Source organism: Paracoccus shanxieyensis, assembly GCF_009711265.1.
In the GTDB taxonomy this organism is placed as follows: Bacteria; Pseudomonadota; Alphaproteobacteria; order Rhodobacterales; family Rhodobacteraceae; genus Paracoccus; species Paracoccus shanxieyensis.
Genome location: NZ_WMII01000017.1, coordinates 12,939 through 33,797 on the forward strand (window position 1 = coordinate 12,939; position 20,859 = coordinate 33,797).

Consider the following 20,859-nt stretch of genomic DNA (forward strand, 5'->3'; position numbering starts at 1 on the left):
GGGGGCGGCGCGAAGGACCACGCCACCCAATGGCTTACTTGATCTGCTGGCCGTTGGCAAAGATCGCGCCGCCATCGCGGAATTCAAGATCGGTTGCCAGCTTTTCGGGATTGCCGTCGACGGGCTTGGCGAACATCGCCAGCATCATGCGCACGCCCATCATCTGATCCTCGGGGATCAGGCCCATGGCGCCCAGCTTGTCCAGCAGGCCGTTCACGCCTTCATATTCGGCCTTGATCTGACCGACCGGCGCGCTGAGATCGCCACCTTCCGGCGCTTTCAGTGACCCCGAGGCATTGACCTTGGCACCCACCGCATTCAGCGCGATCTGGTTGATGGTCAGTTCCACCGGCTCGAAGGGCGAGGGGGTTTCCTCGGCCGTGTCGTCACCGGCCATGGTCTCATCCTGCGCCAGATCGGCATCGGCCTGCGCCTCGGCATCATCGGCCGGGGTGTCGGGGGTCATGCCATCGGCCGTGGCCGCATCGGTGTCGTCCGCAGGGGCGGCATCATCGCTGGCGTCGTCGTCCGTTGCGGTTTCCGGCGTGGCATCCGCGGCGGGCATGGCGAAGATGTCCTGCGTCACCTTCATCAGCCCGGTCAGGTCGATTTCCAGCGAGGCCGGATCGCGGGGCAGTTGCGCCTGCGGGTCGAACATCGCCCAGATCTGATCGCCAAGCGTGACGCCCGACAGCGCATAGCCGAACTTGAAGGGCTGCGGCTGGTCGGATTGCGTGACGGGCAGCTGCATGTCGAAGCTGCCGCTTTCGACGCCATAGCTGATCGGCGCGGGGAATTGCGGCGAGGTCATTTCAAAGCTGACCGCATCGGTCGCGCCCTGATAGCCCATGCCGTCGCTGGACAGGTTGAAGGACAGATCCATGCCCTTGCCGTCATATTTGCCCGACCCGGACGAGGGCTGGCCTTCGGCATCGGTGCTGGCGAATTCGAACGTGCCCGCGCCCGGCCCGGTGGCCAGCTTGCCGCTGATCGCCAGACCGTCCTTCAGCGCCTGAGACATCTGGCCTTCCAGATCGGTGAACTTGCCGCCTGCGGTCATCGTGCCTTCGCTGCGCAGCGCATCAAGGCTGCCCGCGAATTTCATCTGGTCGCCCGCTTCTTCGGTCACGTCGCCCTGAAAGGTCAGCTTCTGGGTCGCCATGGTATAGTCGTATTTGGCGGGCGTGCCTGCGACGGAATGGAATGTGCCGGTCGTGTCGGCCAGCTTGACCGTGATCGGCAGCGGCCGCTCGGCCCCGTCCGAGGTGATCGTGCTCAGCGTGACATCGATGGTGGGATAGTCGAATTCATGGGTCATGTCCTCGGGTGCGCCCGAGGTGACGATGGCATTGCCGGGCATCGAGATGGCGACGGGCAGGCTGAAGGCGCTGCCCTCTTCGGTGCCGCTGACATCCATGTCCATCTGATCGGCAAAGACCGTGCGGACCTTGCCGCCGTTTTCCTGCGTCAGGGTGACCTGCGGAATGCGGCTGACGACCTTGTTGCCCTCGGCGCCGCCTTCGATGGTGACATCGCGCAGCGTCAGGGTCGAACCCGCCATGTCGCGGCCCGCTTCGGCGACGGTGTAGCCGACCGATTCGTAATAGTCGATCCAGGACTGCCAGACCTGTTCCGGGGTCACGTCGGCAAAGGCAGGCGAGGTGAACGCCGCCAGCGCCAGGGCAGAGCTTGTCAGTCTGAGGGACATTTCATTACCTTTCCGGGGTGAATGAACAATAAAACGCGGTTTGGTGAAACTTCTGCCACAGCATATGGCGAGGTCCAAGGAGGGCAAGTGACCGACAGCATGATCTTGCGCGAAATCGTGAACGGAATCGGCCATATCCGGATCTCGCGGCCGGAAAAGGCCAATGCGCTGACCGAACCCATGCTGGCCGCGCTGGCCGATGGGTTTCGGGCCATGGCCGATGCGCCCGACCTGCGGGCGGTGATCCTGACCGGAACGGGGCGGGTGTTTTCCGCCGGGGCGGATCTGGACGCGGCCCGCGCCGGGCTGGCCCTGTCGCCGGAATGGGAGCGGCTGTCCGGTGCGGTGGCCGCCATGCCCTGCCTGACCATCGCCGCGCTGAACGGCACGGTCGCGGGCGGCGCGATGGGCATGGTGCTGGCCTGCGACATAAGGCTGGCCGTGCCCGAGGCGAAGTTCTTTTATCCGGTCATGCGGCTGGGCTATCTGCCGCAGCCGGGCGATCCGGCGCGGCTGGTGGCACTGGTCGGTCCGGCGCGGGCGCGGATGATCCTGATGGCGGGGCAGAAGATCGCCGCCGAGGAGGCGCGGGTCTGGGGGCTGGTCGACCGGATCGTGGCCCCCGATGCGCTGATGGCTGAGGCGGAAGCGCTGTGCGCCGACATTCTGGCCGCGCCCGAAGGCCATGCGGCGGCGATTGCGGGGATGTTGTGACGGACGGGGGCACGGCCCCCGGTATTTTCAGGGGGCTCTGCCCCGGCCCTGCGGGCCTCCCCGGAGTATTTCAAGAACAGAGAAGGCCGTCAGGCCGCGATCAGGCGTAGGCCGACTGTTTCTTGAAATGCGTGCAGAGCAGGTAATACACCACGGCGCGATATTTGTTGCGGTTCGAGGTGCCGTATTGCTGCATCACGCTGTCGATGGCCGCCGTCAGATCGTCGCCATCGGGCAGGCCCAGCTTCTTGACGAGATAGTTCTGCCGCACACGCTCGAGCTCGGACTTGTCCGAGCCTGCGATGGTTTCGGCATCATTGCTGTAGATCGACGGGCCGCAGCCGATCACCACCTTGGTCAGCAGGTCCATGTCGGGCGTGAGGCCCAGCTTGTTCGTCAGGTCGGCGGCGTATTTGGCGATCAGGTCGTCACGTTTGCTCATGAGATATCCCCCGGATTTCGGTCCGGGGGAAAGCGTAGCGTGCTGGATTCATTTGGCAACAGAAACCGCGATCAGTAGCGGTAGTGCTCTGACTTGAACGGGCCTTCGGCGGGCACGCCGATATAGTCGGCCTGTTCGGTCGTCAGCTTGCTGAGCTTCACGCCGATCTTGTCCAGATGCAGGCGGGCGACCTTTTCATCGAGCGCCTTGGGCAGGATATAGACGCCGGGCTGATAGTCCTCGCCGCGGGTCCACAGCTCGATCTGGGCCAGCGTCTGGTTGGTGAAGCTGGCCGACATGACGAAGCTGGGATGGCCGGTCGCATTGCCCAGATTGAGCAGCCGGCCTTCCGAGAGGAGGATGATGCGGTTGCCGGACGGCATCTCGATCAGGTCGACCTGATCCTTGACGTTGGTCCATTTGTGGTTCTTCAGCGCTGCGACCTGAATTTCATTGTCGAAATGGCCGATATTGCCGACGATGGCCATATTCTTCATTTCGCGCATGTGTTCGATGCGGATCACGTCCTTGTTGCCGGTCGTGGTGATGAAGATGTCGGCGGTGGCGACTTCATCTTCCAGCAGCGTGACCTCGAACCCGTCCATGGCGGCTTGCAGCGCGCAGATCGGGTCGACCTCGGTCACCTTGACGCGGGCGCCCGCGCCGCTGAGCGAGGCGGCAGAGCCTTTGCCCACATCGCCATAGCCGCAGACCACGGCGACCTTGCCCGCCATCATCACGTCGGTGGCGCGGCGGATGCCGTCGACCAGCGATTCCTTGCAGCCGTATTTGTTGTCGAATTTCGACTTGGTGACGCTGTCATTGACGTTGATCGCCGGGAAGGGCAGCAGGCCCTTTTTGTGCAGATCATACAGGCGGTGGACGCCGGTGGTGGTTTCCTCGGACACGCCCTTGATCGCGTTGCGCTGCTGGGTGAACCAGCCGGGGCTGGCGGCAAGGCGCTTGCGGATCTGGGCAAACAGCGCCTCTTCCTCTTCGCTGGTGGGGGTCGAGATCAGGTCGGTCTCGCCCGCTTCGACCCGTGCGCCCAGCAGGATATACATGCTGGCATCGCCGCCATCGTCCAGGATCATGTTCGCCGTGCCTTCGGGGAACTGGAAGATCTGGTCGGTATAGGACCAGTATTCCGGCAGTGTTTCGCCCTTGATGGCAAAGACCGGGATGCCCGCCTGAGCGATGGCCGCCGCCGCGTGGTCCTGGGTCGAGAAGATGTTGCACGACGCCCAGCGGACCTCGGCCCCCAGCGCCACCAGCGTTTCGATCAGCACGCCGGTCTGGATGGTCATGTGCAGCGACCCGGCGATGCGCGCGCCTTTCAGAGGCTGCGCTTCGCCGTATTCGGCACGCAGTGCCATCAGGCCGGGCATTTCGATTTCGGCGATGTCCAGTTCCTTGCGACCGTAATCGGCAAGGGCGATGTCGCGGATGATATGGTCGGTCATGGCTATGCCTCGCAAAACAGGTTGCCAGCGCCATATCATCTGCGGGGCAGGGCTGCAAACCGCCTAGCGGGCCAGCCCCACGCGGGTCAGATAGGCGCTGGGATTTGCGCCCGTCGTAAAGCCGGTCCCCGAGGCGATGATGCAGCTTGTCGCGTCGGCGCGTTCCAGCACCACGGTCCATGTGCCCATCTGTTCCGAGCCCCACAGCGCGGTGTCGCCGCCATTGCTGCCTATGCGGGCTTCGCCGAATTCGTTGGTCAGGCTTTGTTCGACCTGGGCGCGGTGGTCGCACCACGGCTTGTCCGGGCTGACATCGGTGGTCGGCGGCAGCGAGCGCGCCATCTCGCGGACCTCACGCGGGTCCATCCCGGCGACGGCGGACCAACCCTGCGGCTGGGCCATGTTGTCTTCGCGCGTGGTAATGGCCGCGCTGGCGGGCAGGGCAATCATCGTGGCCAGCCCTGCGGCGGCGATCTTGGTCATCATCCTCATCATCCGATCCTTTCGCTTTCGCGTCGATCTGAGGAAAAAACGCCCTGCGCGGGCTTGGGTTCCGACCCGGCGCTGGCAGGCCGCGCCACAATCGCCTAACAATGCGGCGCGACACGCAATTCCAAAGGAGCGGAACATGGCGATCTTGCTGGCGGATGTGGGCGGCACCAACGCACGGCTTGCGCTGGCCGATACGCAGGGCATCCGCGCGGACAGCATCACCCGGTTTCGCGGCGACGATCACCCGGATTTCGATCAGGTGGTGCAGCTGTTCCTGCAACAGCAGGGCAGCCCGCAGATCGAGGCGGTCTGCGTGGATGTCGCCGGTCCCGTGGCGCATGGCAAGGCGCGGCTGACCAATCGCGACTGGTCGTTTTCCGAAACCCGGCTGATCGACCTGACCGGCGCAACCCGTGCGCGGCTGATCAATGACCTGATTGCCCTGGGCTATGCGACGCCGGCCTTGTCGGGTGAGGCCGCGGGGTTCTTGCTGGGCACGCCGCAGCCGGGCGGCAATGGTCAGCGGCTGGTGGTCAATGCGGGCACAGGCTTCAACGTCTGCGCCGTGAAGGTCCTGCCGGATGGCGGCATCGCCTGTCTTGAGGCCGAGGAGGGCCATACCCGCCTGCCGGTCTCGGTCGAACGCCCCCTGCGCGAGGTGCTGGGTGCCAAGGCCGACACGCTCGATTCGGTCGAAGAGCTGTTCGCCGGGCGGGGCTTGTCCAATCTGCACGCGCTGCGGACGGATACAAAGCCCGTGCGCGCCGAAGATGTCGTGGCCGCCGCCGATGCCCGGCAGCCGCAGGCGATGGCGACCTGTGATCTCTATGCCCGCCTTTTCGGGCTGATCTGTCGCGAACTGGCGCTGCGTTTCATGCCGATGGAGGGCATGTTCCTTGCCGGAAGCGTGGCCCGCAGCGCGACCCAAAGGCTTGATATCTTTGCCGAGGCATTCCGGTCGGATCCGCTGATGGCGCAGATCCCCCAGGCCGTGCCCATCGGCGTCATCCGCGACGACATGGCCGCGCTGGAAGGGTGTCTGGCGGCGATCCGCTGAAAAACCCGAGGAATCTGGGTCCCGGCGCTGGATTTCACGGCCCATGCCTGCAAGACTGCGGAAAACAGCCGAGACAGGGCGGGCAGGAATGAAACGACTTCTTTGGGCAGGCACCGCTGCCGCATTGGTCATGAGCGCGGGCAGCGGGGTCGTGCTGGCGCAATCCGGGTCGTCGTCTTCGGCATCCTCGCCCTTTTCGGGCTGGTTCGGCGGGACCGATGGCAATGAGGCCTCGCCCGTTGACATTGATATCCAGATCGGCGGCACGGATGAGGATATCCTGCCCTTGGTGCGCAATACCTCGCTGCTGATCAGTGCGCAGAGCGAAGGGCGCGTGACCGGGCAGGACATTCTGGCGGCGGCGCGGGGCGATTATGCCCGCATCCTGGGTGTGCTTTACGATCAGGGCTATTTCTCGGGGCTGATCGACATCAAGCTGGACGGGGTCGAGGCCGCGCAGATCGCGCCGCTGGATGCGCCCCGGATCGTGCGCAAGGTGCAGGTCAGTGTCGATCCCGGCCCGCGTTTCCGCTATAGCCGGGCCGAGATCGGGCCGCTGGCGCCCGGAACCGATCTGCCCGGCGATTACCGCGCGGGGGGCGTCGCCCGCACCGGCGACATGACGACGGCGGCCACGCGCTCGGTCACGCGCTGGCGCGAGGTGGGCCATGCCAAGGCGGCCGTCGGCGACGACCAGATCATTGCCGACCATGCCGCCAATACCATCGACAGCCGCATCGCGCTGGCACCGGGTCCCAGCCTGACCTTCGGCAAGCTCAGCATTCGCGGCTATGACCGCATGTCCGAACGCCGGTTGCGCAAGATCGCGGGCTTTCCCGAAGGCCAGCGCTTCGATCCCGAGAAGCTGGAGGATGTGCGCAAGCGTCTGCGGCGGTCCGGCGTCTTTTCGACCATCACGCTGAGCGAGGCGGATTATGTCGGACCTGACAATACGCTGGACGTCGATCTGCTGGTCGTCGAACAGAAGCTGCGCCGCATCGGGGGCGGGTTCGAGTTCTCGAACACAGAAGGTCTGGCCCTGACCGGCTATTGGATGCATCGCAACCTGCTGGGCGGGGGCGAAAGGCTGCGCGTCGATGCCGGGATCACCGATATCGGGGCCAAGGATTCCGGGCAGGATTACAACCTTGGCGTCCGCATCGACCGGCCCGCCACCATCACGGCCGACACGACCGGCTATGTCGAGGCCATCGTGACCGACGAACAGGAAGAGGATTACGACCAGAAGACCGGCACATTCGGGCTGGGCTTCACCTATCAGCCCAGCGATGAATTCATCGCCGATATCGGTCTGCAATTCCGGGCGCTGCGGGTGGATGACGAAAGCGGACGCTCGAACTTCCGGCTGTTCGCCTTGCCCATGTCCGTCACATCCGATCAGCGCGACGACAAGACCGACGCCAAGCAGGGCTACTGGCTTTACGGCAGCGTGACGCCGTTCTTTGGCCTGCAGGATGAAACCGGCAGCGGCGCGCAGGTCATCTCGGAGGGGCGGAAATATTACAGCTTCGGCGCGGATGACAAATTCACGCTGGCGGGCCGCGCGCGTCTGGGCACGGTGATCGGGCCCGACATCGATCAGGTGCCGCGCGACTATCTGTTCTATTCCGGTGGCGGCGGCACGGTGCGCGGTCATTCCTATGAATCGCTGGGCGTCGAGGTGATCCCCGGCGAAACCGGCCCGGTCAAGACCGGCGGCATGTCCATCGTCACCCTGACCGCCGAGGCGCGGGTGCAGGTGCGCGAAAAGATCGGGCTTGCGCTGTTTGCCGATGCGGGCCGGGTCTGGGAAGAGGAAGCGTTTTCGGGCGACAGCGGCTGGCAGGCGGGCGCGGGGGCGGGCATCCGCTACAAGACGCCCATCGGGCCGCTGCGCTTTGACATCGCCACGCCTGTCGGCGGCGGCGATGGCGATAGCGGCGGGATTCAGGTCTATATCGGACTGGGGCAGGCATTCTGATGAAAACCATGCGCGCACCTTTGTTCGTGTTCCTGTGGCTGGCCTTGCTGGTGCCGTTCCTTGCCCTGGCGCAGGATGAACAGCCCCGGCCCGGCAGCGCGGCGCAGATCTCGCAAGAAGTCGATGACGATCAGGGGTTCATTACCCGCTTCTTGCAGGAAAAGCTGTCCGGTGCGGGTCGTCAGGTTCATATCGAGGGCTTCCGGGGGGCGCTGTCCTCGCGCGCGACCTTTGATCGCATGACCATTGCCGATGATGACGGCGTGTGGATCACGCTGGAAAACGGCGCGATGCAATGGAGCCGCTCGGCGCTGCTGCGTCGCCGCGTGGACATCAACGAACTGGTTGCCGAGCGGGTCATCCTGCCGCGCCTGCCCTCGGGGGGCAGCGAAACGGCGGCGCCGCAGGCCGAGGCGCGGGAGTTTTCGCTGCCGCAACTGCCGGTCGGCGTGAACATCGCCAAGATCACCGTGGGCCGGGTCGAGCTGGGCGAGCCGATCATCGGGCAGGAGGCGGTGCTGTCCATCGATGGCAGCATGAACCTTGCCAATGGCGAAGGTGCGACCAAGCTGACGATCAACCGCGTCGACGGGCCGCGCGGGCAGTTTCTGCTGGATACCTCGTTTTCCAACGAAACGCGGGTGCTGGGGCTGAACCTGCAACTGGACGAAGATGCGGGCGGGCTGTTTACCAATATCGTCAAGATGAATGGCCGCCCATCGATCCGGGGCACGATCGAGGGCACCGGGCCGCTGTCGAATTACACCGCCAACATCAATCTGGACACGAACGGCCAGCCGCGCATCAACGGCACGGTGTCCGTTCAATCCGAAGAACGCGACGGCGCGCCGGGCACGGCTTTCAGCGCCAATCTGGGCGGCGATATTGCCAGCCTGACCTCGCCCGACAATCAGCAATTCTTCGAGGGCGAATCCGTCATCCGCGCCAATGGCTGGCGCGGGGCCGACGGCCGGCTGCTGATCCCGGAACTGAAGATCGCCACGGGTGCGCTGGATCTGTCCGGTTCGGTCGCGACCACGGCGCAGGGCGCGCCGGAAAGCGCCAAGCTGACGCTGCTTCTGGGCGAAGATGCCGGGGCCACGCAATTGCCGGTGGGCCTGCCCACGGGCGATGTGGCGACCACCGTGCGCTCGGGCAGCTTGCGGCTGGATTACGACGCGGCGCAGGGGCAGGGCTGGCAACTGGTCGGGCGCGTGGGCGATATCCATCGCCCCGATATCAGCCTGTCCGAGCTGCGCATCGACGGCCGGGGCCGCGTGATCCTGACCGAAGCGCAGGCGCTGGATCAGGTGCGCGGCTGGGTCGCCTTCGGCATGGACGATCTGCTGCCCGCCGATCCGGCGCTGGCCAGCGCGCTTGGCACGACGCTGAACGGCGGTCTGAACTTTTCGTTCGCGCCCGGCAATGCGCTGAGCTTCTGGGGCATGAACATCAACGGCGACGAATTCGGCCTGCGCGGCGAAACCACCGTGTCGGGCCTCAGCAGCGGCATCGCGCTGTCGGGCAATGTCACCGCGCGGCATGACAACCTGTCGCGCTTTTCCCAGCTTGCCGACCGGGATCTGGGCGGCAGCGCCGAAGCGACGATCAAGGGCCGCTATGCGCTGCTGGGCAAGTCCTTTGATATCGACACGCAGATTCTGGGCAATGACATCCGCGTCGGACAGGCCAATGCCGACCGGCTGCTGGACGGCACCTCGCGCATCGATCTTAGCGCCAAGCGCGACACCAGCGGCATCCAGCTGCGCCGCCTGACGGTGAATGCGCAGAACCTGACGGCCGAAGCGCAGGGCTTTCTCAGCACATGGGCCAGCGACCTGACGGCCACCATCACCATGCCCGACCTGTCCGTGGCCGATCCGAAATATGCCGGCGGCATCCGCACCGATGCGCATCTGACCGGCGCGGCGGGTGCGCGCAAGCTGGTGCTGAACGGCGATGCCACCGACCTTAAGATCGGGATGCCCGAGGTCGACGGCGCCTTCAGCGGCGAGACGCGCCTTGCCATCGAGCTTCTGGAAAAGGACGGCGCATACGAATTGCAGAAATTCGATCTGGCCAACCCGCAATTGCAGGCCGATGGCAGCGGCACGTTTTCAGCCGAGGATCTGAATGGCCAGCTGAACTTCGCGATGCCGGATCTGGCGGTGCTGGGGCGCGGTTTCTCGGGCGGGCTGACGGCGCAGGCCAGTGCCACGCAGGCGGGCGGCGCGCGCCAGATCAAGCTGACCGGGCGCGGCACGGATCTGCGGTTCGGCCAGCAGGATGTGGACGGCGCCCTGACCGGCGAGACGCTGCTGGATCTGGATGCCGAAGAACGCGACGGCAATATCACGGTCCGCACCTTCAACCTGAACAACCAGCAGCTTTCGGCGACCGCGCAGGGCACGCTGGGCGCGGCGGGCACGGATATGACCGGGCAGGTGGATGTCAGATCGCTGGCCAGCTTCGGGCGCGGTTGGCGGGGTGCGCTGAATGCGCAGGGCAGTTTCCGCGATGACGGCACCGGCGCGCGGCTGCTGGATGTGACCGGCACCGGGCGCGATCTGTCCTTCGGGCAGGCGCAGCTTGACGGCGCGCTGACCGGCGCGACGCAGCTTGCCATCCGGGGGACCGAGCGCGACGGCACCTTCCGGATCGAGACCGCCCGCGTCGAAAACCCCCGTCTGAACCTGAATGCCCAAGGTCAGGTGGGCCGGGGCACCACCGATCTAAGCGCCGATCTGCGCGCCGACGATCTGCGTTTCCTTGGCGGCGGTTTCCGCGGCGCGGTGCAGGCGCAGGCCAGCGTCAAGGATCAGCAGGGCGGCGGTCGCGCCATTGCCGCCAATGGCTCGGCGCGCGGCCTTGCCGTCGGCAACGCGCAGGCCGATGCCGTGCTGGCCGGGCAGACGACCTTTGATCTGGCGGCGCAGCAGCGCGCGAATGGCAGCCTGACGGTCAGCCGCCTGCTGGCCGAAAACCCGCAATTCCGCATCACCGGCAACGGCTCTCCGAACGAGGGGGTCAATCTGGACGCCCGCCTGAACAATCTGGGCGTCGTGGTGCCCGGCTATCCCGGCGCGGCCGAGGTCAGGGGCCGCATCCAGAACACCGGCAATGCCTATCAGCTTGATCTGAACGCGACGGCGCCGGGCGATACGCAGGCGCAGATCACCGGCTCGGTCGCAGGGAATTTCCAGACCATGGATGTGCGCGTGCAGGGCTCGGGCAATGCGGCGGCGGCCAATCCGTTCCTGCGCACCCGCAGCGTCGAAGGCCCGCTGAGCTTCGATCTGCGGCTGAACGGCGCGCCTTCGCTGGATGCGCTGACCGGGCGCGTGGCGCTGAATGGCGGGCGTCTGGCCGAGCCGCGCTTCGGGCTTTCCATCAGCGCGCTGAATGCGGCGGCGAATTTCAACGGCGGCCGCATCGGCGTCGATGTCGATGGCGCGGTCGAAGGCGGCGGCACGCTGACGGTGGATGGCGATGTGACGCTGACGGGCAATCGTCCGATGGATCTGACGGTGCGCGCCAATGGCGTCGTGCTGCGCGATCCGAACCTGTATGAGACGCGCGCCGACGGCACGATCCGCATCACCTCCAGCGGGGGCGGCGCGCCGCTGATCGCCGGACGGGTCGATCTGGGCACGACGGAAATCCGCATCCCCTCGACCGGGCTTGGCGGCGCAAGGCCGATCCCGAACATCATCCACCGGTCGGAACGTCCGCCGCAGCGCCAGACCCGCGCCAAGGCCGGTCTGCTGGAATTCCCCAGCGAGGCCTCGCGGCAGGCGGGCATGACCGCGCCGCCCGCCACGCCGCCCGCCGTGCCCGCGCGCTTTGATCTGACCATCTCGGCCCCCGATCAGGTGTTCATTCGCGGCCGCGGCGTCGATGCCGAACTGGGCGGAGAGATCCGCGTGACCGGCGACGCGCGCACGCCGATCCCCATCGGCCAGCTTGAACTGATCCGGGGTCGCGTCGATCTGCTGGGCAAACGCTTCAACCTGACCGAAGGTCTGATCGAGTTGCAGGGCAGTCTGATCCCGGTCATCCGGCTGGTGGCCGAAACCGTGCAGGACAGCATCACCACCCGCATCATCATCGACGGCGAGGCCCGCGATCCCGACATCACCTTTGAATCCTCGCCCGACATGCCCGAGGAAGAGGTGCTGTCGCAACTGCTGTTCGGGCGCGGGCTGGACAATATCAGCGCCCTGCAGGCCGCCCAGCTTGCCAGCGCGGTGGCGACGCTGGCCGGGCGCGGTGGCGATGGCATCGTCGGGCGGCTGCGCGCCTCGACCGGGCTGGACGATCTGGACCTAACGACCGACGACCAGGGCAATGTCTCGGTCCGGGCGGGCAAGTATCTGTCCCAGAACCTTTACACCGATGTCGAGGTCGGCGGCGAAGGCACCACCAAGCTGAACCTGAACCTTGATGTCTCCAGAAGCCTGACCGCACGCGGATCCGTGGCCAGCGACGGCGAAAGCACGCTGGGGCTGTTTTACGAACGGGATTACTGAGGAAATGGCCGGCCCTGCGGGGCTGGCCGTCATTCCCCCCAAATCCGTAAGTCTGTTTCACCGCGTCCCGCGATAGTCTGGGCCGCGCGTCCCGGCTAGCCCTTGGCTGTCGGTGCGCGTCAGGGGGGAACATGCTGACCGGGTTCGTTCTGTTCTATGTCGGCGCCGTTCTGGTCATCAACGGCCTTTGGCTTCTGGGCCGTATCGACGGGCGCGAGATCGTGGTCATCAACCTTGTCACCGCCCTTGTGTCCGGAGCGGTCGTGCTGCGCGATGCCTTTGGTCCCGGCGCGGACGCGGGTTCGATCCGAAACGCCACGCTGTCACTCTTGTTCTGCACGACCTATCTGTGGGTGGCGTGGAACCGGTTTTCCGGCGCGGACGGTCGCGGACTGGGATGGTTCAGCCTGTTCGTGGCGGTGACGGCGCTGCCCGTCGCGGCACGCGCGTTTCACGATGCGGTTTCCGGCGCACAGATCTGGATGGCTGCGAACTGGCTGGCATGGGCCGTGCTGTGGTTTCTGTATTTCCTGCTTTTGGCCCTGCGCCGACCCATCACCCGCCAGGCCGGTTGGGTCACGCTGATGCTTGGGATCGTCACCGGCTGGTTGTCGGGCTATCTGCTGATCGAGGGTCTGCTTTAACCCCGCCGCGCCGCGTCGATGGCCGCCACGTCGATCTTTTGCATCGTCATCATGGCGTCGAAGGCGCGCTTGGCCTCGGGTCCGCCTGCGGCCATTGCCTCGGTCAGGGTGCGCGGCGTGATCTGCCAGTTCACGCCCCAGCGGTCCTTGCACCAGCCGCAATCGCTTTCCTGCCCGCCATTATCGACGATCGCATGCCACAGCCGGTCGGTTTCCTGCTGGTCCTCGGTCGCGATCTGAAACGAAAATGCTTCGGTCTGGGGAAAGTTCGGCCCGCCGTTCAGACCGATGCAGGCCATGCCGCAGACGGTGAAATGCACCACCAGCACCTGCCCCTGCGCGCCGCCGGGAAAATCGCCCGGCGCGTGCTGGACATGGCCCACCGCGCTGTCGGGGAAGGTCCGGGCATAGAACCGGGCGGCGGCCTCGGCATCCGTGTCGAACCATAGGCAGACGGTGTTCTTTTGCATGATCCGATCCTTTCCGGCCATCTGCCAAGCCTACACCCCCGGCCGATTCCCACAAAGCCATGCAGTGACGCCATAGCCCGGTTGCAGCGGAACGCCGATCTTGACCGAAGCCGGATGTTTGATTAGCTAGCTAACGAAATCCATTAGCAAGCTAACGTAATCACCATGGCCGATCGCCCTGTCACCCTGTTTGATGAAATCCTGTCGCTGACGCGGGCCATCCGCGCGGCTTTCGATGTCCGCACCAAGCGGGTGGACCTGACCTATGCGCGGGCGCGCCTTTTGACGACCATCGGTCGCAATCAGGGCGCCAGCCAGTCCGAACTGGCACAGGCGCTGGAGATCGAGACCCCGACGCTGAAGCGCCTGCTGGACGCGCTGGAATCGCAGGGTCTGGCCGAACGCCGCCCGCTGGAACGCGACGCGCGCAAACATGCGATCTATCTGACCGATACCGCCCGGATCGAGCCCCTGCTGCGTTTCCGCGGCGAGGTCGAGCAGGCGCTGGTCGAAGGCATCGACCCGGCCGATATGCAGGCCACGCATCGCGCGCTTGGCCAGATGATCCGGAACGCCGAACGGATGCGGCAGGAATGACCGACGCCGCCGCCCCTGATCCGGCGCAGGCCGGTGCTGCCCCGCAGCGCAGGAACCGGCACATCCCCGAGCCGATGCCCGCGCCGCTGCCGTTCCAGCCGATGTCGCTGGGGCGTTCGACCGCCTATGTCGCGGCCTCGATCATGATCGGGCTGACGCAGGGCATCGCGCAGGGGTTCGTTTCGACCAACATTCCGCAGATCGCCGGAGATCTGGGCGCGACGCAGACACAGGCAAGCTGGCTTCTGGCAGCCTATCTGATCCCGCGCGCCTCGCTGACGCTGCTGCTGATGAAGATCCGCGCGCAATACGGCCTGCGCCGCTTTGCCGAGGTGGCCATCGTCGCCTATCTGGCCGTCGCTGTCATGTCCTTTGCCATCTTCGACCTGCGCTCGGCGCTGCTGGTGCAGTTCTTTTCCGGCATGGCCTCGGCACCGCTGTCGACGCTGGCCTTTCTTTACATGCTCGAGCCGCTGCCACCCGCGTGGAAGATGCGGCTTGGCCTGCCTTTGGTGCTGGCCACCGTGTCGCTAGGGCCGCTGCTGGCGCGGGTCCTGTCGCCTGCGCTGATGGGGGATCAGGGCTGGTTCGGGCTGCATGTGATGACGCTGGGTCTGGCGGCGGTCGGGCTGGCGCTGGTCTATCTGCTGCCGCTGCGGTCGCCGCCGCGCGTGCGCGCCATCGTGCCGATGGATCTGGTCAGCTGGCTGCTGATCTTTGTCGGCTTCGGCGGGCTGACCGTGGCCTTCGTCATGGGCTCGATCTATTGGTGGACCGAGGTGGCGTGGATCGGCTGGGTTCTGGTCGTGTCGGTCATCGCGCTGACCGCCGCCGTGGTGATCGAGTTGCACCGCAAATATCCGCTGCTGGACATCCGCTGGCTGACCACGCCCGCGATGCTGCACCTGACCGTGACGCTGCTGCTGTTCCGGCTGGTGCTGTCCGAACAAAGCGCGGGCGCGCCCAGGATGTTTCAGGCGCTGGGGATCACGCAGGGCCAGCTTGTGCCGCTGTTCACGGTGATCTCGGTCGCGACGGTGCTGGGGGGGCTGGCGCTGATCCCGTTCATGCGCGCCGACCGCGTGCCGCTGTTTCACATCATCGCGCTGGTGCTGATTGCTGCGGGCGCGTTCATGGACAGCCATTCGACCGTCGACACCATCCCCAGCCAGATGATGCTCAGCCAGGGCATGATCGCCTTTGCCGGCACGCTGTTCATGGCGCCCGCGATGCTGCGCGGGCTGATGGCGGCGCTGGCGCGCGGGCCGAACTATATCCTCAGCTTCATCGTGATCTTTCTGTCGACGCAAAGCCTTGGCGGCGCCATCGGGTCGGGGATCTTCTCGACCGTCATCAACAACCGTCAGGCCCTGCATCTGCAGGTCCTGCGCGAAGATCTGACGGCAGCCGATCCGCTGGTGGCGCATGAAATCGCCATTCGCGCCAGCGGCCTTGCCGCCCAGATCGCCGATCCGGCGCTGCGGCAGGCGCAGGCCGTGTCGATGATCGCGCAAACCGCGTCCAATCAGGCCTATGTCATGGCCTATAACGACGCCTATTTCGCCACCTTCCTTGTGGCCGTCTTCGCGCTTTGCGCCTTGCTGCTGCACCTGTTCCGCGACTGGCTGGCGGCCCGATGGACCGTCACCTCCGCCACCCCCTCTGACGCCCCTTCCAATACCCAAGCCGAGCTGAAGCCATGACCAAAAGCCACATCCTTCCCACCCTGATCGCCGTTCTGGCCGGGATTGCCGGTCTTTTGCTGGTGCTGTTCGCATGGCATCTGCCGCCGTTCCAGCTGACGCATCCGACCACGGAAAACGCCTATATCCGTGGCCGTCTGACAACGATCTCGCCCCAGTTGTCGGGCTATGTCGCGGCGGTCGAGGTGCATGATTTCGACGCGGTGAAGGAAGGCCAGATCATCGCCCGGATCGAGGATCGGCAGTATCGTCAGAAGCTGGCGCAGGCGCAGGCCGCCCAAGCCAGCGCCGAGGCGGCGTTGAAAATTCAGGAACAAAGCGTGCATTCCGCGCAGGCGCAGGTGCAATCCGCCGAAGCGGCGCTGCATTCCGCCGAAGCCGCGCAGGCGACGGCGGAATCCAGCTGGAACCGTGCCAGCGCCCTGCAATCGCGCGGCGTCACGGCGCAAAGCTCGGCCGATGAAAGCCAGCTTGCCCTGCGGCAGGCCGAGGCGGGCGTGGTTCAGGCGCAAAGCAGCATCGCGGTTGCGCGGGAATCGGTGAATGGCGCGCAGGTCGGGCTGGCCGCGAAACAGGCCGACATCGCCTCGGCCAAGGCGGCGGTGGATCTGGCGCAGATCGATCTGGACAATACCGTGATCCGCGCGCCGTCGGACGGGCGGCTGGGGCAGGTCGGCGTGCGGGTCGGGCAATATGTGACGGCGGGCTCGGCGCTGGTCAGCCATGTCGGGCCGGATGTCTGGGTGATCGCCAATTTCAAGGAAACGCAGCTGAACGGCATCCGCGTCGGCGACCGCGCCACCTTTACCGTCGATGCCATGCAGCACCGCGAATTCACCGGCCGCATTCAGGCCTATTCGCCCGCGACCGCATCCGAATTCAGCCTGCTGCCCGCGACGAATGCCACCGGCAACTTCACCAAGGTGGCGCAGCGCCTGCCGATCCGCATCTCGATCGATCCGGGGCAGGAGATGGCCGAGTTCCTTGAGCCGGGCCTGTCGGTCGTGGTGACGGTCGATCAGGGTTCGGGCACGGCGGCGGCGCAATAGCGTCGGCAGCCACCCCGGCAGAGCGTGGCTTGCGGTGGGGCCAAACGAAAAAGGCCGGGGCTCGATGCCCCGGCCTTTTTCGCATCTGCGCCAAGGGGTCACACCTCGGGGACCAGCACCTCGCGCTTGCCGACATGGTTGGCGGGGCTGACCACGCCCTGATCTTCCATCTGTTCGACCAGACGCGCGGCCTTGTTGTAGCCGATGGCCAGCTTGCGCTGGATATAGCTGGTCGAACATTTGCGGTCCTTGGCGACGATCGCCACCGCCATGTCGTAAAGCTCACCATCGCCGCCCTCGCCCGAGGACAGGCCCAGCACCTGATCGATGCTGTCGGCGCGGTCCTCCTCGGGGCCTTCGACGACGCCCGACATATAGGACGGCGGGCCAAAGGATTTCAGGTGGTTCACGATCTCCTCGACCTCTTCGTCGCTGACGAAGGGGCCATGGACGCGGGTGATCTTGGAGCCGCCCGCCATATACAGCATGTCGCCCTGACCCAGCAGCTGTTCCGCGCCCTGTTCGCCCAGAATGGTGCGGCTGTCGATTTTCGACGTGACCTGAAAGCTGATCCGCGTCGGGAAGTTCGCCTTGATCGTGCCGGTGATCACATCGACCGAAGGCCGCTGCGTCGCCATGATCAGATGGATGCCCGAGGCCCGCGCCATCTGTGCAAGCCGCTGGATGCAGGCCTCGATTTCCTTGCCCGCGACCATCATCAGATCGGCCATCTCATCGACGATGACGACGATATAGGGGAAGGTCTCGGGCTGGAATTCCTCGGTCTCGAAGATCGGCTCGCCGGTGTCCTCGTCAAAGCCGGTCTGGACGGTGCGGCGGAACATCTCGGACTTGTCCAGCGCCTCGCGGACGCGGCCGTTATAGCCCTCGATGTTGCGCACGCCCATCTTGGACATCTTGCGATAGCGTTCCTCCATCTCGCCCACGACCCATTTCAGGGCGACGACGGCCTTTTTCGGGTCGGTGACGACGGGGGACAGCAGATGCGGGATGCCGTCATAGACCGACAGCTCCAGCATCTTGGGGTCGATCATGATCAGCCGGCATTCTTCGGGCGTCAGCTTGTAAAGCAGCGACAGGATCATGGTGTTGATGGCCACGGACTTGCCCGAGCCGGTGGTCCCCGCGATCAGCAGGTGCGGCATCTTGGCCAGATTCGCCACGACCGGCCCGCCGCCGATGTCCTTGCCAAGCGCCAGAGGCAGCGGCTGCGTGCCGTCGCCAAAGGGTTTCGAGGCCAGAATTTCCCGCAGCACCACCTTTTCGCGGCGTGCATTGGGCAGTTCGATGCCGATGACGGTGCGGCCCGGCACGGTGCTGACGCGCGCCGACAGCGCCGACATCGACCGCGCGATGTCATCGGAAAGTCCGATCACGCGGCTGGCCTTCAGCCCCGGCGCGGGTTCCAGTTCGTAAAGCGTGACGACCGGGCCGGGGCGCACTTCGGTGATCTGGCCCTTGACGCCGTAATCGTCCAGCACCGCCTCCAGCATCCGGGCGTTTTCCATCAGCGCCTCGGGCGACAGTTGCTGACGCTCGGCCACGGCAGGGGCCAGCAGGGACAGCGGCGGATGTTCGTAACGGGTCTGCGCCGCGTCGAACCGCATCGCGGGTTCCGCCTCGGCCCGTGCCTGACGCGAAGGCTGCGCGGGCTTTTGCGGCGGCATCACCACCCGCGCGGCCTGACTGCCGAAAGGCTGCGGCTGGGCCGGTTCGTCATCCTCATCCTGGGACAAGACCGGCGGCTCGGCGCGGGCGGGGGCCGTGCCACGCCCGCCGGTCAGCCGCGCCGTCACCGCCGACAGGACCGAGCCCTTGTCGCTGCGATGCTGGATCGCGTCATTGATGCGCGACGAGATCTGCGTCTCGCTGGGGGCCGCGTCGTCGTCATAATCGTGCTCACGCTCGACCAGTTCGGATTGCGGATAAGTTTCGGGCAGGGCGGGCACGATCCGGCGCTTGGGTGCGGCGGTGTCGGGGATCGCGGCGGACCCGGCCTGCGCCACACGTTCGCGCCGCGCATCCGCCCGCGCCTTGACATCGCGCGCCGCGCCCGAGGTCTTGTTCATCGCCTGCAGGACCAGCAGATAGGCGGTGGAAAGCCCGGTGCGCAGAAAGCCGCGGATTGCCGTCAGTTCCTTTTTGTCAAAGCCCAGCACGAAGGCCAGAAAGGCCAGCGCCCCCGCCGCCGTCAACAACGCCAGCAGCTTGATCGCGATCGAGGCCTTGATCGGCATGATCGACAGCATCGCGCCCATCAGCATATCGCCCAGATGCCCGCCCAGCCCGAAGCTTTGCGTCCATCCGGCAGGCGGGGTCAGCGACGTGGCATAGACCGATACCAGCACCATGGCGATGGGCAGGAAGATGCCGCGCATGATGCGATCCTCGCCCCGGTGCAGCATGAAGCGCAGGCCCCAGACCACGCCGCCGACGACCAGAACCCATGTGCCATGCCCGGTAATCATGAACAAAGCCGAGGCGACATAGGCCCCGAACCGGCCCAGATAGTTCTGCGCCGGCTGGTCGGTCGCGGACATGAAGCTGGGATCGTCGGGCGTATAGCTGACCAGCATCATCGCGATCAGCACGCCCAGAACGATCAGCCCGGCCCCCAGCAATTCCTTGCCGCGCCGCTCAAGCGCCGCTTGGGTGGACTGATCGAACAGCGGATCTCGGTGTTTTGCCTGCCAGCTCGCCATCGATTCAATCCCCTTGATACAAACAGTTCTTCAGACGGTTCAGCGACGCCTCGGTCGGGCCTGCCGGATCGACCAGCGCCACGCGGATATAGCTTTCGCCGGGATTGCCCTCGGCCGTGTCGCGCGACAGATACGCGCCGGGCAGCACCTGAATGCCCGCCTCGGCCCACAGCTTCTTGGCCGCATCCTCGCCCGAGCCTATGGAATCGGGCACGCGCAGCCACAGGAAAAACCCGCCGGCGGGCGACTGATAGCCCGGCACATTGCCCAGCACGCGGTCGGCCACGGCGTATTTCGCCTGATACAGCGCCCGGTTTTCATCGGCGTGGATGTCATCGGCCCAGGCATGGGCGCTAACGCGCTGCACGGGCAGCGGCAGCGGCGCGCCGGAATAGCTGCGCAAGCGGCGCAACTGCGTGATCTGGTCGATCCCCCCCGCCGCAAAGCCCGACCGCAGCCCCGGCAGGTTCGAGCGTTTGGACAGCGAATTGAACATCACCACCCGGTCGGCCAGCCCCATGCGGGTTGCCACGGCCAAGGCGCCGGGCGGCGGCGCGTCGCGCCAGATCTCGGAATAGCATTCATCGGAAAAGATCAGGAAGTCGTGGCGTTCGGCCAGCGTCACCAGCTCCTCAAGATAGTCCTCGGAGGCGACCGAGCCCTGCGGATTGGCGGGCGAACACAGATAGGCGATGGCCACGCGGTCCAGCACCGCCGGATCCAGCGCGGCGTATTGCGGCAGAAAGCCGGTCTGGGGCCCGGCATTGACGAACACCGCCTCGGCGCCCACGGCGGCGGCGGCGACGGCATAGACCTGATAGAACGGGTTCGGGATCAGGATCGCGGGCCTGCCGCCCGCCTTGGTTTCGGGGCACAGCGCAAGGGCTGCGTTGAACAGCCCTTCGCGCGTGCCGTTCAGTGCCGTGATGCGTGCGGGTTCGACGCTGATGCCGTGGCGGCGCTGGATCCAGCCCGAGATCGCAGCCAGCAGATCCGGCGTGCCTTCGTTCGGAGGGTATTTGCCGAATTCCGCCACGCTTTCGGCCATGATCGGGCCGGTAAAATCCGGCACGCCATGGCGCGGCTCTCCGATGGTCATGATGACCGGATCGGGCGCGGGCGAGATGCCCTGAAGAAGCGTCCGCAGGCGCGGAAACGCATATTCCGGCAGGTTCGAGAACCGCTCGGGTATTGCCATGACTGCCTCTCAGTCGGGGTCGTGTCGCCCCGTTTCTTGCCGCAAAGATACCGGCAAAGGCAGGTTGCGTCCAGCGTTTCGGGCGAATT

The 20,859-nt window shown here is 65.7% G+C and carries 15 protein-coding genes; 8 read left to right on the top strand and 7 right to left on the bottom strand.

The features are described from left to right. Positions 1-34 precede the first annotated feature (34 nt). Complete coding sequence (locus GL284_RS16160; protein WP_155045684.1) at positions 35-1,708, bottom strand: DUF2125 domain-containing protein; 1,674 nt, start codon at positions 1,706-1,708, stop codon at positions 35-37. Positions 1,709-1,807: 99 nt separating this feature from the next. Here GL284_RS16160 and GL284_RS16165 point away from each other — a divergent pair, with 99 nt between their 5' ends. Beyond that, the gene (locus GL284_RS16165; protein ID WP_155045730.1) at positions 1,808-2,422 is read left to right on the top strand and encodes an enoyl-CoA hydratase/isomerase family protein; all 615 of its coding nucleotides are present in this window, start codon (positions 1,808-1,810) and stop codon (positions 2,420-2,422) included. A gap of 100 nt (positions 2,423-2,522) precedes the next feature. On the opposite strand, the gene GL284_RS16170 is transcribed toward GL284_RS16165, so the two are convergent. From GL284_RS16170 to GL284_RS16180, 3 genes are all read right to left on the bottom strand, one after another. Next, positions 2,523-2,864 (bottom strand): DUF2853 family protein, encoded by a 342-nt coding sequence (locus GL284_RS16170; protein WP_155045685.1) that lies wholly within the window; start codon positions 2,862-2,864, stop codon positions 2,523-2,525. 71 nt (positions 2,865-2,935) lie between these two features. Further along, positions 2,936-4,327, bottom strand: coding sequence for an adenosylhomocysteinase (ahcY, locus tag GL284_RS16175; protein ID WP_155045686.1), 1,392 nt, complete (start codon positions 4,325-4,327; stop codon positions 2,936-2,938). Between the two features lie 63 nt (positions 4,328-4,390). After that, positions 4,391-4,819 carry a hypothetical protein gene (locus GL284_RS16180; RefSeq protein WP_230383131.1) on the bottom strand — a complete coding sequence of 143 codons (429 nt, stop codon included), beginning with the start codon at positions 4,817-4,819 and terminating at the stop codon, positions 4,391-4,393. A 136-nt stretch (positions 4,820-4,955) separates the two neighbouring features. Between GL284_RS16180 and GL284_RS16185 the strand changes: the two genes are divergently transcribed. The 4 genes from GL284_RS16185 (at position 4,956) to GL284_RS16200 (ending at position 13,030) form a co-directional block, all read left to right on the top strand. Then, positions 4,956-5,876, top strand: coding sequence for a glucokinase (locus GL284_RS16185; RefSeq protein WP_155045688.1), 921 nt, complete (start codon positions 4,956-4,958; stop codon positions 5,874-5,876). 88 nt (positions 5,877-5,964) lie between these two features. Further along, positions 5,965-7,857, top strand: coding sequence for an autotransporter assembly complex protein TamA (locus GL284_RS16190; RefSeq protein ID WP_155045689.1), 1,893 nt, complete (start codon positions 5,965-5,967; stop codon positions 7,855-7,857). After that, a complete protein-coding gene (locus GL284_RS16195; RefSeq protein WP_155045690.1) occupies positions 7,857-12,386 on the top strand; it encodes a translocation/assembly module TamB domain-containing protein in 4,530 nt (1,509 codons plus the stop codon). The genes GL284_RS16190 and GL284_RS16195 overlap by 1 nt, the downstream gene beginning before the upstream one ends. Before the next feature lie 131 nt (positions 12,387-12,517). Then, complete coding sequence (locus GL284_RS16200) at positions 12,518-13,030, top strand: AmiS/UreI family transporter (protein ID WP_155045691.1); 513 nt, start codon at positions 12,518-12,520, stop codon at positions 13,028-13,030. Here GL284_RS16200 and GL284_RS16205 read toward each other — a convergent pair. Continuing rightward, complete coding sequence (locus tag GL284_RS16205; RefSeq protein ID WP_155045692.1) at positions 13,027-13,500, bottom strand: VOC family protein; 474 nt, start codon at positions 13,498-13,500, stop codon at positions 13,027-13,029. The two genes, GL284_RS16200 and GL284_RS16205, sit on opposite strands and share 4 nt — an antisense overlap. Positions 13,501-13,665: 165 nt before the next feature. On the opposite strand from GL284_RS16205, the gene GL284_RS16210 reads away from it, so the two are divergent. From GL284_RS16210 to GL284_RS16220, 3 genes are read left to right on the top strand one after another with little or no spacing between them, the layout of a single operon-like run. Beyond that, the gene (locus tag GL284_RS16210; protein WP_155045693.1) at positions 13,666-14,097 is read left to right on the top strand and encodes a MarR family winged helix-turn-helix transcriptional regulator; all 432 of its coding nucleotides are present in this window, start codon (positions 13,666-13,668) and stop codon (positions 14,095-14,097) included. Further along, positions 14,094-15,800, top strand: a complete 1,707-nt coding sequence (locus GL284_RS16215; RefSeq protein WP_155045694.1) for an MFS transporter — start codon at positions 14,094-14,096, stop codon at positions 15,798-15,800. The genes GL284_RS16210 and GL284_RS16215 overlap by 4 nt, the downstream gene beginning before the upstream one ends. After that, the gene (locus GL284_RS16220) at positions 15,797-16,849 is read left to right on the top strand and encodes an HlyD family secretion protein (protein ID WP_155045695.1); all 1,053 of its coding nucleotides are present in this window, start codon (positions 15,797-15,799) and stop codon (positions 16,847-16,849) included. Before GL284_RS16215 ends, GL284_RS16220 begins: the two co-directional genes overlap by 4 nt. 98 nt (positions 16,850-16,947) lie before the next feature. On the opposite strand, the gene GL284_RS16225 is transcribed toward GL284_RS16220, so the two are convergent. Together GL284_RS16225 and GL284_RS16230 are read right to left on the bottom strand one after the other, a co-directional pair. Beyond that, positions 16,948-19,572, bottom strand: a complete 2,625-nt coding sequence (locus tag GL284_RS16225) for a DNA translocase FtsK (protein WP_155045696.1) — start codon at positions 19,570-19,572, stop codon at positions 16,948-16,950. A 4-nt stretch (positions 19,573-19,576) separates the two neighbouring features. Continuing rightward, complete coding sequence (locus tag GL284_RS16230; protein ID WP_155045697.1) at positions 19,577-20,770, bottom strand: aminotransferase class I/II-fold pyridoxal phosphate-dependent enzyme; 1,194 nt, start codon at positions 20,768-20,770, stop codon at positions 19,577-19,579. Between the last annotated feature and the right edge of the window lie 89 nt (positions 20,771-20,859).